Below are 13728 nucleotides of genomic sequence, written 5' to 3'. Positions count from 1 at the left end.
GTCTGCAAAGTCTGCTTTTCTCTATCCAAGAACTACGCCAAAGAAGCGGTAGAAGACGGATGGTGGTATTTGGGAAATGACGCTTTTATCCTTTGGCTTGCGTTTGGATGTTTCGGGCGACGCGTTCTCCAAGCTCGGCGGATGCCTGGTACAGGTAGCCGAGCACGATGTTTTGCGTTTCGAGAGATATGCCGGCAAGATCGGCGGCCAGGTTTTCTACCAAGTGTTCTTGCTGCAATGGCGCAAGAGCATGATAATACTGCCCGGCCTGCGCGAAGTCGTCTTGCTTGGGCAAGTCGGACCGCACGAGGCGTCCTTCCACGAATCGTCCGCCGCCGCTTGTCACAACGGAATCGGGCGTCCAGTTCTGCTGATGGTTGATCGGAATTTTGCGGAAATCCGGACCAAGCCGCCGCCGCTGCGAATCCCAATAAATATTGGCGCGTCCCTGCAGCATTTTGTCGTCCGACAGCTCGGCGCCTTCCAGCAGGTTGGTTGGGGAGAAAGCCAGCTTTTCTACCTGCTCCATATAGTTGTCCGGATTGCGGTTTAACACCAATCTCCCGACCGGAAGCAAAGGATATTGCCGTTCATCCCATACCTTAGTGTCGTCCAGCGGGTCATAAGGCAGAAAGGATTCGTCTTGGGGATTCATCAGCTGCACGTAAAGCCCGTATTCAACCGTTTTGCCAGCATTCAGCGTATCGAATAAATCTTTGCCGGCATAATCCGGATTCTCGCAAGCTAGCCGGGCTGATTCCTGACGGTTTATATACTGCACGCCGGCAAGCGGCAGCCAATGATATTTCACGTAAGTGCGGACGCCTTGCGCGTTTTTCCAGACGTATGTATTAACGCTGTGGCCCGGGATGTGGCGAAGGCTTTTGACGGTGCCTGCGTCGGAGTAAAGCCGGACGAGAAAGTTCGTGGCTTCCGGAGCTCGGGCGATAAAGCTCCAAAATCGTTCCGGATCGAGGAGATTGTTGACGGGCGAAGGCAGGAAGGCCTTGATCGACTCGGGAAAGCGGATGGCGTCTCGGACTAGGAACACGGGGATGTGGTTGCAGACAAGATCGAACACGCCTTGATCCGTATAAAACTTGGTGGCGAAGCCGCGCACGTTTCGGGAAGTATCCGGCGTGCCTTTGTTGCTGACGGCTAAGGAGAATCTTACCGCGACGGGGACCTGCTGCCCCGGATTTTGCAAGAAGCAAAGCTGCGTGTAAGCCGTCATGGCATGCACGGTCTGAAAGTAGCCGAATGCGCCATAGCCTTTGACGTGAACGGGTCTTTCCAACAATTTCGCGTGGATGAATGTTTCCAGCGTTTCATGCAGCACGCTGTCCTGCTCCAATACGGGGCCCCGCTCGCCCACGGTCTGCGAATGAAGAGTCGCCGGTGCATCCCCCGACCATTTGTTAGGGCGAGTTCGTTTGTTCTCGTTCATCTCTCTGCCTCCTATGCCAGGCATGTGAATGTTTTGGATATATACAAGGTATGCTGAGCTTTCAGGCGAATATGACAGTGACAGCGCATTGTCCAATAGGGGCCGGTTGGTCTGTCAAACTGCTTCTATGCAAGGCGTTAAACAGCGAAAGTTACCGGATAGACGAACGAAGGCGTTAAGTATGGCTGGGCAGGTCTTTGTCTTTTGCTCCGCTAATGGATAAAAGCAGCTGCCTTAATGGAAAACATACAGCTAATTTTGCATAGAAGGGGTAAAAATTAAGTTTAACTGGAAAAACTGAAGTTAATTTTTTGAAAAGTCCCATTTGGGGCTCAGAAGTCAAAAATTAGATGGAGGTTTTCCATTTAGTAGTGTGAAAATCTGCAAATATGGAAAATTAGATGGATGTTTTCCAGTTAGACCACCGTGGCTCATGGGGCTGACGCGGCACGATCAATAGGATGAAATAATAAGTGCGGCAATTCCATTCCCCGAATCGTAATTGTATACAACAAAAAAGACCTCCCGCAAAGGATGGCCTCTAAAAACAGCATAGTGCGGTTGACTGCCAGCACGTATCGCCCCACCGGGCGATGGGGGCTGCGCGCGGTGCAGAAGGAAAGTCCCCAGTTTACTAGGCAAGGATCGATTGTATATTCAAAACTCCCTTATTAACCGACGTCTCAATATAACCGACGATCTGATTGAAGGTAAATACATTTAGCTTTGCATGTAAGACTTCCTGATCGTACTCCATATCTCCCAATACGGAAGGTATAAAAGCTTCGACGTCTTTGGACTTCACTTCTTCTATGTCGCAGACTGTCGGCGGATTAACGAGCGCTTGTTTCAATTCATCCGTACAATTATAGTATTCCAATAGTTTTCCATTCAGCAGCCGAAAATCATTATGGTATAAAGGATAGAGCTCTTGATCGGCTTCCATTCTGTTTCTCAGCCATGGAATATAAAAACCTTGCAGCCACATATCATCGGCGATTAAATGCGTAAAATATCCCAGTATGTAATGATTTTTCGCTTGCGAGCGATAGGTATCCCAAAATCCTTTATAGTCGATAAATCGGGAGTAGTCTTGATGGTCACCCTTAAAAAAGTGCGACGCGTCTTTAGTCGAAACCGCATCCGGGGCGACGCCGCCAATCAAAAATGCCGCTTTATCTTTAATGGAAAGGCGTTCCGCTATTCGATTAGCGATAATCAAGTGCATGATTCTTGAACCCAAAACCATCCTCACCCTTCGAATGATCTCTATGCCTATTGTGCTCTTTCGATTGAATATTTTCTAGCCTATTTGGTAAATTCTGATAAACCGAGTTTATCAGTTTTATATATATAAGTCACGAATGATAAACGGAAAGAAGGGATAACCGTGACCGGCATGGTGAATGAATACGAACAGTTTCGCAAAGGGATACCTCTCCTATGCGGCAGTTCCAAGCTTGAACGCATACACAAGGGATACTCCAGTGACGCCAAATACATCGTATATGCCAGCGATGGACGTCCCCAATACATTTTAAGAACGTACGGCATCGACCGGGATCCAGCCAAGAGACTGGAGTATAACAGTCTTAAGCATATGGAAAAGCATGACGTGACATGCTCCAGACCCATCGAAATCGGGGTTCTGCCGGAACTGGAGCTCGGCTACATGATCGTCTCTTACCTGGAAGGAAATGAAGCATCGGAAGAGCTGCCTCTCCTAACGGAAGAAGAGCAATTCAACATTGGCGTAGAAGCGGGCCTGGAGCTGCTGAAGATTCATCAGGTCAGCTGTCCCGACGACATGAAGTCTTGGGAGGAAAGAACGGCCGCCAAGCATCGCCGGTACCGGAAGGAGTATGCCGAATGCGGAGTTTCAATACCAAACGACGAGAAGTTTTTGTCCTTTATTGATGACAATTTGCATCTGATGAAGGGGAGACCTAATCTTTATCAACATGACGATTTCCATATCGGAAATCTTATCGTTAAGGACGGGAAGCTTTCAGGCGTCATCGATTTCAACAGGTACGATTGGGGAGATCCGATTCATGAATTCTTGAAAGTCGGCATGTTCAGCGCGGAAGTCAGCGTGCCTTTTGCCGTCGGTCAAATTCAGGGGTATCATAACCGTACAAGTCCCGGCGACGAGTTTTGGCGGCTTTATTCGCTCTATTTAGGCATGACGCTTGTTTCGTCTGTCGTATGGATCTTGAAGGTAAAGCGGGATGAACTGGACGAGATGCTGAGGAAGATCAACAAAGTAATGGATGACCACAGCAATTTCGAGTTAACGGTGCCTAAGTGGTACAGCGAGTATAAACCCGGCTTTTAACCGGGAAAAAGGGCGGACCCGACAGGAGGTCCGCCCCTCATTTATAGGTTTCACGTAACAAGTGCTTACGGCAAACGCGCCAGTCCTTTAGAATATGCTTACGAAGCCGCTTTATCCCCATACCAGGAAGGCTTAAGCTGTTTATCCTGTTCGCGACAATGGTTTATTTTTTCACAATGGGAATCCAAATCTCGCACCGGTAGTCTTCGGCCATCACATCTCCCGGCAAATAAACTTCCATCTCGGGACCGCCGGAATGCTCGTAGCCTGTAGCCGGGAACCATTCCTGATAGATGCGGCAAAATGTGTTCTGAATGGCTGAGGGTGCCGGTCCTACGGAAGTGAAAACCACCCATGTGGAGGCGAGAATCGTGGCGGAGGCGAGCCCCTCTGCAAGGGATGCCGCATCGGCTTCGGTTTGACTCGCGACCATGTACGTAAATTCATCCTTGCCTGTCTGCATATCCAGCGTTATGCCAAGCACATTGTTGTCTTTCCCGATGGAAGCAAGCTTGGCGACGGTGCCGTCTTGATGGCAAGCACCCCATAATACCGGAATGTCCCGGGTTTGCTGATTGTCCTGGCATGTGGTTCGAATCGTCTTCCCGATAACGTTAAACGCTTCTTGCTCTACAATGCGATAATCCATATCTTTGTCTCCCTTCAGCGATAGGTGGAAGGAGATGCGGGGGAAGGCCTTCAGGCTGACTCCAGGACTGCGGGCTTCGGAGGGCGAGATGCCGTGGACTTTGCGAAACGCCTTGGCGAAGGCTTCCGGCGATTCGTAGCCGTATTTAAACGAGACATCGATCACCTTGGAGGACGATAACGCAAGCTCTTGCGCCGCTAACGTTAATTTGCGTTTGCGCATGTACTCGGCGACAGTCATGCCGGTCAGCATTTGGAACATGCGCTGAAAATGAAAGGGGGACGAATACGCCGCCTTCGCGATTTCCTCGATATCCAGCCGGCCCTCCATGTTCCGCTCCATCAAATCCAGCGCATCTTTCATCCGATTGAACCATTCCAATTCGCATCTCCACCTTATGCTTCTCATCCTATCACCCCAATAAAGGGCAGTCCTGTCATTTCGTGCTCTCTGCGAACAGGTCGGCGTTCTGCACGGTCTAAGCGCTTCAGCCGCTTCTTAACTGTACATCGATTTGCCCGCCCGGCTTCCGCTTCGAAGCGATCGACTCCTCTTTGTCACAACGTGCAGCATGTCAGTCTCAAGTTTACTCAAAAAAACACTTTTGAATGAAGAACATCGAGCGCGTGCTCGACTTCCTTCAAATCTTCCTCGGAAAGCTTTGCGATTCGTTCGTCAAATCGGGTTTCTACGCGCCGAAAAGCTTCGTGCATCATCACTTCCCCCGCCGTTGACAGCCGAATATACTGCTTGCGCTTGTCTTTGTCGTCGGCAAGCTTCTCGCATAGCTGCTTGTCGGTCAGCTTTTTCAGCTCGCGGCTCGTATTCGGCATGGACATATGCATGCATTCGCTGATATCGCTAAGCGTCACGGGCGGACTGACCGCTAAGTATTCAAGAATTTTATATTGGAGAGGCGTAATCGCGTCTATTTTGACATCTTTGGTCATCTCATTGGTTATTTGATGCATAGCGGAAGTAAATGCCACGAATTTTTGGAATAATGCGTGTTTGTCCACAAGATCACCCCTACAGTCACCATAACAAAGATATTATCAAAATACAATTATCATTTGACAACTAAAAAAGAGATGTGTTACCTTTTAGTTATCAAATGATAAGTAAGGGGTTTTCAAAATGAATATGCTGGTCATTTATACGCATCCTAATCATCAGAGCTTAAGCTATGCATTTTTGCAGGAAGTTATTTCGGGCGGCAAGGAGAACGGCAATATCGGCGAGATCAAAGTATTGGATTTATACGAGGAGGGCTTCAATCCGGTTCTAGTTTTTAATGAAAAGAAGCGGAGGAGAGATATACATACGGATCCCGATCTTGCTAAATACAGGGAGCAGCTTTTGTGGGCGGACAAAATCGTTTTCGTTTATCCGATCTGGTGGGGCCGTCCTCCGGCGATGCTGCTCGGATATATCGACCAAATGTTTGCCTCGGGATTCGCGTACAAAGATACGGGCAAGCTTTTGCCGGAAGGTTTGTTGAAGGGGAAGTCGGTCGTTTGCGTTTCGACTATGATGGGGCCGGCGTTTTATCCTTTGTTTTGGCTCAATAACGCCCACAAAGTATTAATGCGCAAAGCGCTGTTCAACTACGTAGGCATCAAAAAAGTGAAGTTTTTCGAGTTCGGCAGCATGGAGAGTCCGCGGGGCAAGCATAAAGAAAAGCTGAACAAAATATACAACTATTTTAAAGCGGTCGCCGGTTAAGAGTTGCAGGTAGCTTAATAGAGGAGTAAGGCATGGCGCCGAAGTTCTTTGCGAACGGGCGCTTTTTGTTTGCAGACGAACCTAAGACATGGACTCGTTCCTTGCTTTAATTGTTCTGGCATATTCCGAGGGCGTCATGCCGACCGAATTTTTGAAAGCCCGCGAAAAATAATGGAGGCTGCTGTATCCGAGCAGATCCGATATTTCCGTCAAATTGTACAGTTCCTCGCGGATGTATGTTTTGGCGCGCTCGATTTTTAATCGATTGACGTAAGCGTTGATCCCGACCCCGACCGTACGCTTGAATTGGATGTTCATCTGCGTTTTGCTTATGCTGAATTGTGCGCTCAAGTCGTCCGACGTTATTTTGCCTGACAAATTTCGTTCGATATAGTCGATGATCCGCTTGCTCAGATGCGTGCTTTGATTTTCGGTTGTAGTCGACAACAAAGGGGCTTGCGGCTTGTCCGAAGGACCATTGCGTATGATCAAAATAAGAAGCTGCTCCAAGTAAATTTTGAAAAGCTGCTCTGCGGCGAACGGCGTATTTTCTTTAGGTATGATCGGGTACAGATTCAAGCCGAAGGAACTCTGACTTTCCTTCATTAAGCGCGCCAGCACGGCATGCTCGGCATGTCCGATGCGGAACAGCTTATGCTCGTCAAAAAAGGTCATCGCCTCGTTATCGCAGCGGAAGGTGACTATGAACAAATTCGGCGCTTTTTTACCGGTGCTCTCCAGCTGATGATACTCGTTAGGACTATGGATGAGAATATTGCCCTGATTGAGCCGGTAGTAGCCGGATTGGGTATCCGCGTTCACTTCGCCTTTATCCACGTAGACCAATTCCCAAAAATCATGGCTTTCTCCGTTATAATGCTGACGATTGGACATCTCGAAATAGAAACAGGTGTATATGTCGTTAACGACAAGTTGTTCGCTAAGTCTGTAAGGTATAAAGTCCATCGTCATATCTCCCTTCGATATAAATAAAGTATAAATTATCGGTTCGATAATGCAAATAAAAGTGCAAATTAACGGGTGCATTTGCTAAATCCAACGAATGGACGAAACGATATAGTGTGACTGTCGGCCTGTATTCCTTTGGGCCTGATGTTTCGTTCAACTGCATAATCATAAAATACGCAAGTCGCATAATCGCAAATTATTCGAATGGGAGGCACTTATCATGGATATTGGCGTCATTCATCTGCTTAACGTAAAAACTGAGGGCAACATGTTTCAGGTAGTCAGCGATTATGGCTTGCCTGTGTGTCAGCTTTGCGGGTGGGACCGCGGGAGCTGTACGCCTGAGGTGGCCGAGCGCGTAGTAAAAGAAGCAAAAGAAGCGAATGTTCGCATTTGCGCGGTTTGGGCGGGCGTTCCCGGGCCGGCGGTGTGGAATTTTACGGAGGGACCGGTCACGCTGGGGCTCGTGCCGGAGCAGTATCGCGAGGAACGGATCGCGGCGCTTAAGGGATGGGCGGATTTTGCGGTATGGATCGGCGCGCCTGCAATCATCACCCACTGCGGATTTATTCCCGAGAACATGACCGACCCGGAATATCCGAAGGTTGTCGAGGCTATACGCGAGGTGGCGGAATATTGCGAAAGCAAAGGTATCGGCTTCTGGTTCGAAACCGGGCAAGAAACGCCGATCGTGCTGCTGCGTACCATTCAGCGGGTAGGAACCTCCAATTTGGGCATTAACCTGGACCCTGCGAATCTGATTTTGTACGGCAAAGGCAATCCGATTGACGCGCTTGACACGATCGGTTCCTATGTGCGCAATATTCATGTGAAGGATGGGCTGTATCCGACCGACGGCGACAGGCTGGGCGAAGAGGTGCGGGCAGGTACGGGGAAGGTGAATTTTCCGGCATTCATAACCAAGCTTAAAGAAATAGGCTTCACCGGCGAATACATTATCGAACGTGAAATATCCGGCGAGGAGCAGCGGAAGGATATTTTGCAGACGGTAAGCGATCTGAAGCTTTGGTATGGAGCGTAGGGGAACGAGTTGAGGCTTGCGTTCATATAGTCTCGAAGCGCGGATAGAGGAATATCAAGACTGGAAGAACCGTCAGGATCGCTGACGGTTCTTTTTTTTCAAACTGTAAGAACTTATAAGTGTAAACAACGGGGTCAAATCGTTTGCAGCGAAGTCGGCGACAAATTTATTAACGATGGTTGCAGAATGTCTTAGCGTGCTCAAAAGTACAAAAAAAGCACCTGTTTTTCCATTGAGCCGTTAACGGCAGTTCCTTATAATCAGTGATAGTAATTATCATTATCATTTAAAAAAAGGGGTATCAAAACATGAATTTGATCCGTACTGCTGCTGCAAGAATAAGCCTGCTTTGCATCGTTTTGCTTCTGCTCTCCGCCTGCGGCAGCAAACAGGAAAAAGACGCCTCCGTCCCTACACGTTCCTTCACGCATGATGCGGGGGTCACGGATGTTCCCGTCAAGCCGCTGCGCGTCGCTTCCGATCAGCATATGGGCCATCTTATTAAACTAGGCATCAAACCTATCGCCGTACGCGAGAATATGCTGAAAGAGGAATGGATTCCTTACGCGAAGCTTGATAAGGACATATTGACCGGAATCGAAGACTTGGGAGGTTTTCCGCTTAATTTGGAAAAGCTTGCTTCGCTCGATCCGGATTTGATCATCAGCGCGCTCCCGAACAATCAGGAACAATACAGCAAAATTGCTCCAACGGTCAACATTCCATACTGGTCGAAGAGTTTTACAACACCAATGGATAAATTCCTGAAAATCGCCGAGTTATTCGATAAAACCGCCGAGGCGAACAAGTGGATCGAACAGTTTCAGAAAGCATTAACGAGCGCACGCGACAAAATCTACGCCTCCGGCAAGTTGAAAGAAGGACAAACCGTATCGGTTATGGCGGTGTTCGAAAAAAACGTCTTTGTATTTGGCCCGAATGGCGCATACGGCGGTTATATGATCTATGATGCGTTGAAGCTGAAGCCGACTGACAAAGCAAACGATTTGCGAAATAAAGATATGGGGAGCGCCGAGCTGTCGCTAGAAGCGGTTCCTGAATATATGGGTGACCATGCTTTTATTACGGTTGTTAACGAAGCGAAGGCGAAAGAATTGCTCGAAAGCGACTTCTGGAAAAGCACGCCTGCCGTCAAAAACAATCAGGTTTATTTTTACGACTCCAAAATTTTCGCAATGGACGATCCGTATTCCTTGGAAGCCCAGCTTGACGTGATCGCCAATTTGTTGACAGGAGCCAAGTAATTGGCTAAATCTCATAGATTCGAATGCCCGTTCCCGATCTTGAGGATAACGGGCTTGTTTTTGTATGATAAGAGGAGCAAAAAACGACTCGTGAAAGCAAGTGAGGAAGAAGCGGAAGAAGGGAAAATAGATGGGCGAATGGTCTGAACAGCTTGGGCGCGCACCGCGTTCGATCTCCTTTATGCTTTGCGGCATGCAGCGGCAGCGGTTTCTTGAACAATCCGGCCGCATCGATTTTGTAACGGAGCAGCCGATGCTGATAGCGAATACAAGAGGCAGCCTGACTGTCACGGTGAGTCATGCCGATCGGCAGGAGAACCTGCATTTGCAACAGGGGGAGCTTGTTTCGCTTGCTCCGGAAACCGCAATTGTACTGGCCGGCGCTGAAGAAAGCCTTGCCGAGTGTTATATGCTCTCCTATACCGTGCAAAGCGTCGGTGTTCCGGACGGCAAGAACGATGTGCTGCCGGCGTCGGCGCTGTCGACATGTTTGGAGCTGTTTCCCCATAACACGGTGTGGAAAGTGTCTTCACAGCGATTGTCCCGAAGTCTCGATCAACTGAATCAGAATCGAAACAGCACCGATCCGTTGCAGCAGCTGGCCAATCATATGCATGTTCAGGAATGCATGATGCTGATTTTGTTGGAGCGCGGTTTGCATACCGGCAAAGAGCAGGATCGCAAGAAAGCCGTCGAACGGGCCATTGACTATATGCGTACGGCTTATCATGAGAATATTACGGTCGACAAGCTGGCAAGCGAGGCAAGGATGAGCCGCCGGCAGTTCACCGATCTATTTCGCAAGCTGACGAATAGCAGCGTTACGGATTATTTGACTGAGCTGCGCATTCACCATGCCAAACAACTGCTGCTGACGGGCGGCCATTTATCCGATATATCCAGAATGGTCGGCTACCGGGATGAATTTTATTTTAACCGCCGCTTCAAGCAGACGGTTGGCCAGTCCCCGCGCCAATATGCCCGCAACAAGCACCGCCAGCTGCAAATCGCCACCCTGCATTCGACTCCGGAGCGTATCGTTGCCGATCAGTACATGGGGCAATTGCTGAAGCTCGGCATCATTCCGGTTGGCGTTCGATCGAATATGCTCCAGCCTCATTTTCTTGCGGATACTCAACGCCATAACAGCAAATTAAGCGAAATCACCGATATTGGGGAAGGCTTTCCGATAAGCCTGCCCCTTGTCTCCCAGCTTCAACCGGATCTGATCGTGACGCAAAATGAACGCCAGTACGAACAACTCAAGCAAATTGCACCGACGATACTTATTCCGTACGCCAGCACCGATCCGCTGGAGAAGTACAGCTTGCTCGGCAAGGTGCTTGGAAAATCGGATATGGCCGAGCAATGGATCGAAGATTACAAATGGCGTACCGAGCAAGCGCGGACACAAATTCAGGCTAAGCTTGGCCACGACTATAGCATAACAAATTTGTTATTTTTGGATGGAAAACTGTTTGTTCAAGGCCATTATGCAGGATATGGAAGCTTCAGCATGTACCGTGCCTTGCAGCTCCCCGCCCCTGTATTGCTGCGCAACGAGCTGAACGAAGAAAAGCTCAGTATAGAAATTCCGCTGTCCGCTTTGCCTGCGTATGCCGGCGATTATATTTTTGTATCCATGTATGGCGATTGCTCGGTATTGACCAAGCATGAGTTATGGCAAAGCCTGCCGGCAGTCCGGGAAGGCCGCGCATTTTTTTGCAATCCGTATCGCTTTGCCTTCGAGGACCCTTATTCGCTGGATGATCAGCTCGAGATCATTAAATCGCGTTTGCTTGGCTGAGCAGTTTCAAGAAATTTGAAGGAAGAGGGTATGGTATACTTACTTCATATAGAAATATCTGTTTTTGGAGGCGGCGATATGCAATGGCAAGAGGTTCGTGAGAAATTTTCGAACGAATGGGTTGTTTTCGAGGCTATTAATGCGTATTCCAAGGATGGATTTCGTTGTATGGACTCCTTGATGGAAGAGGGACGAAGACAATGAAGGATAAGGTGATCGAAGCTTACGCTAAATTAGCGAAAGATTACGAGAAGCATGTCGACACGCAGAGCGCGTATAACGCATATTACGAACGGCCGGCGATGATAAGTCTTCTGCCGCAAGACATGAATCGGCTTTCAGTCCTCGATGCGGGCTGCGCCGCCGGATGGTATACGGAGCAATTTATTAGGATGGGCGCTCAAGTTACAGCCATTGATCTGAGCCCCCAAATGGTCGAAGCCTCCAAAAGGCGGGTCGGCGATAAAGCGACGGTATTCGCTTGCGATCTAACGGAACCGCTCCCTTTTGACGACGAGTCGTTCGACCTTATCGTAAGTTCACTAACCCTTCATTATATTGAAGATTGGGCGCCGGTCTTTTGTGAATTCCACCGCGTGATGAAGCCGGAGGGAAGCCTGATTTTTTCCGTGCATCATCCGTTTATGGATTTTAAGAGTTTTGATAGGTCGGACTACTTCGCCCGGGAGTTATTATCTGAAGTTTGGAACAAAAAAGAAGCCGGTCCGGTGGAGGTCACCTTCTATCGAAGGCCGCTGCAAGAAATATTGAATAGAACATCGGAGCGTTTTATTATCGATCGAATCGTCGAGCCGCAGCCAAGCCCGGAATTTAAGGACGAACCCTGGTATGAGCGGATTAATAAGAATCCTCATTTTCTGATCGTGAAGGCTCGGAAATAGTTTTGCCGGTTGAAGGCGAACGAATGCCTTACGGTGTGGCCACTGTTGCAAGAAGGAGTAAGTGCAGTGAATAGTGCCGCGATCGACTGTGTGCTCTGTAATCCGGACTGGATCCTAGGCTGCGTTAATAGAGGAATTGTTCCGCTAGTACGCCATCAAGTCTAAAACTAGGGAGTGATGACCTGGTTACGATAGTAAACACGGATATCGTAATGGTTATGCACGAACCGTGCGATTAGTGGAGAAAATCTTATTGTTCATGAGGCTGTCCTCACTATTTCGCAGGTAAAATGCTCGTTCCCGCCCCTTAGTGAGGCAAACGCAACTATCAATTTCGTTTGACTCACTAATAGTTGCATTTGCCTCATTACCTTACCGAAACACGGGTTTTCGATTTGGAATAGTGAGGTTTGCCTCACGAATAGTAATTTTTTCCTCATTATGATGGCCCTTATCCGTAGTAGTTCTCCCTTAATGATCAAGAATCTGCTGTTCTAAGTTTTAAAACGTCAGATATTGACGAGCTTCATTCGACTTTGAAATACAAGAAGTATGACGTAGGGGAAATCGTAGTATATGGTATGGGAACGAATGGCCCATATCGGGAATTTGGGATAAGAGATCCTGACGGCCATATTATTGAAATAAACAGCTATCCGGACCTAGCTTTACCGCGATTCCGCGGGTACTAGAAGGGGCGGAAGAAATGGACACCATAGTTTGGGTGACAAAGTGATAATCCTTGCTGGCGGGGAACCAGCACGTGTAAGCTTGGTCAGCGGGATTCAAAGCGAGTGCTCTTCTCTAACAGCCGCCACAGCCGCTTTTTCGACATAAAGGGGTGTTTTGAAACTTTAACGGAGGCGAGAGTCGTGGTGATCGAATGGCATCGCTTCACGAAATAAGAGTCAAATGATGGAGGGATGTTGAATGGGAGCGGAAACGTCCGTGTATAAGCAAAAATACCCGAATCTTTTCGGTACATATGATTGGGGGAAAAGTGTTTCGGATTTTGACGTATACGAGGAAATACCGCCCGAACGATTGATAAGCAATGTAAATATCGTACCCTTTATTGAAGACAAGTGCGTCTTAATCAGGCTGGACAACGGCAATTGGGAGATTCCCGGGGGTACGTTGGAAGCGAATGAGAGCTATAAAGCTGCTATCGAGCGTGAGCTTATAGAGGAAGCCGGGGCAAGGCTGGTCGCCCCGATTAAGGTTTTCGGAGCATGGAAATTTATTTCATCAGCCGAAAACCCTTACCGGCCTCATTTGCCTCATCCCGTGTATTATCGGGTCGTCGGATACGGCGATGTGCAGCTTATATCCGCACCGGTAATTCCGGAGGACGGCGAGAAGGTGGCGGCAGTCGAGGCGATGACCTTGCAGGAAGCCAAACAAAATTTTCTCGCGACGGGCAGACCGGATTTAGCGGAACTATACGAGCTGGCAAACGATATTCGTCGAAGGGATGCCGCGGCAGACTAATAATAATAAGAAAGCTGACGGTCAAAATACACTGGTACCCACAGTCTGGACACTTTGAAAAAGTGTCCAGACTGTGGGTACCTTTTTTTTGTA

12 protein-coding genes are annotated in these 13728 nt (G+C 48.6%); 7 read left to right on the top strand and 5 right to left on the bottom strand.

All coding sequences use genetic code 11. The annotated features are described in order from the left end of the window. Positions 1–85 precede the first annotated feature (85 nt). Together DQG23_RS27785 and DQG23_RS27780 are read right to left on the bottom strand one after the other, a co-directional pair. Positions 86–1447: a catalase gene (locus DQG23_RS27785; protein WP_113034309.1), complete on the bottom strand. Its 1362-nt coding sequence runs from the start codon at positions 1445–1447 to the stop codon at positions 86–88. Positions 1448–2081: 634 nt separating this feature from the next. Beyond that, positions 2082–2690 carry a zinc dependent phospholipase C family protein gene (locus DQG23_RS27780; protein ID WP_113034422.1) on the bottom strand — a complete coding sequence of 203 codons (609 nt, stop codon included), beginning with the start codon at positions 2688–2690 and terminating at the stop codon, positions 2082–2084. Between the two features lie 156 nt (positions 2691–2846). Here DQG23_RS27780 and DQG23_RS27775 point away from each other — a divergent pair, with 156 nt between their 5' ends. After that, the gene (locus tag DQG23_RS27775; protein WP_238178072.1) at positions 2847–3785 is read left to right on the top strand and encodes an aminoglycoside phosphotransferase family protein; all 939 of its coding nucleotides are present in this window, start codon (positions 2847–2849) and stop codon (positions 3783–3785) included. Between the two features lie 163 nt (positions 3786–3948). Here DQG23_RS27775 and DQG23_RS27770 read toward each other — a convergent pair whose 3' ends face one another. Continuing rightward, the gene (locus DQG23_RS27770) at positions 3949–4815 is read right to left on the bottom strand and encodes an AraC family transcriptional regulator (RefSeq protein WP_192894648.1); all 867 of its coding nucleotides are present in this window, start codon (positions 4813–4815) and stop codon (positions 3949–3951) included. A 209-nt stretch (positions 4816–5024) separates the two neighbouring features. Continuing rightward, entirely contained in the window at positions 5025–5453 is a 429-nt protein-coding gene (locus tag DQG23_RS27765) for a MarR family winged helix-turn-helix transcriptional regulator (RefSeq protein WP_113034306.1), read from the bottom strand. Positions 5454–5571: 118 nt separating this feature from the next. Between DQG23_RS27765 and DQG23_RS27760 the strand changes: the two genes are divergently transcribed. Next, positions 5572–6159: an NAD(P)H-dependent oxidoreductase gene (locus DQG23_RS27760; protein WP_113034305.1), complete on the top strand. Its 588-nt coding sequence runs from the start codon at positions 5572–5574 to the stop codon at positions 6157–6159. An 81-nt stretch (positions 6160–6240) separates the two neighbouring features. Here the strand turns inward: DQG23_RS27760 and DQG23_RS27755 are convergent, their stop codons facing one another. Then, the gene (locus tag DQG23_RS27755; RefSeq protein WP_158560723.1) at positions 6241–7125 is read right to left on the bottom strand and encodes an AraC family transcriptional regulator; all 885 of its coding nucleotides are present in this window, start codon (positions 7123–7125) and stop codon (positions 6241–6243) included. 223 nt (positions 7126–7348) lie between these two features. Here DQG23_RS27755 and DQG23_RS27750 point away from each other — a divergent pair, with 223 nt between their 5' ends. The 5 genes from DQG23_RS27750 (at position 7349) to DQG23_RS27730 (ending at position 13635) form a co-directional block, all read left to right on the top strand. Next, positions 7349–8170: a sugar phosphate isomerase/epimerase family protein gene (locus DQG23_RS27750; protein ID WP_113034303.1), complete on the top strand. Its 822-nt coding sequence runs from the start codon at positions 7349–7351 to the stop codon at positions 8168–8170. Positions 8171–8478: 308 nt separating this feature from the next. Beyond that, a complete protein-coding gene (locus DQG23_RS27745) occupies positions 8479–9435 on the top strand; it encodes an ABC transporter substrate-binding protein (RefSeq protein WP_113034302.1) in 957 nt (318 codons plus the stop codon). 130 nt (positions 9436–9565) lie between these two features. After that, positions 9566–11242, top strand: coding sequence for an AraC family transcriptional regulator (locus DQG23_RS27740; protein WP_113034301.1), 1677 nt, complete (start codon positions 9566–9568; stop codon positions 11240–11242). 200 nt (positions 11243–11442) lie between these two features. Further along, positions 11443–12144 (top strand): class I SAM-dependent methyltransferase, encoded by a 702-nt coding sequence (locus DQG23_RS27735; protein WP_113034300.1) that lies wholly within the window; start codon positions 11443–11445, stop codon positions 12142–12144. A gap of 930 nt (positions 12145–13074) precedes the next feature. Next, positions 13075–13635 (top strand): NUDIX hydrolase, encoded by a 561-nt coding sequence (locus DQG23_RS27730; protein ID WP_113034299.1) that lies wholly within the window; start codon positions 13075–13077, stop codon positions 13633–13635. Positions 13636–13728 lie beyond the last annotated feature (93 nt).

The sequence above is a fragment of the Paenibacillus contaminans genome (genome assembly GCF_003285015.1).
Lineage (GTDB): Bacteria > Bacillota > Bacilli > Paenibacillales > NBRC-103111 > Paenibacillus_V > Paenibacillus_V contaminans.
The sequence above is the reverse complement of the archived record's forward strand: the minus strand, read 5'-3'. Positions and strand labels throughout refer to the sequence as shown.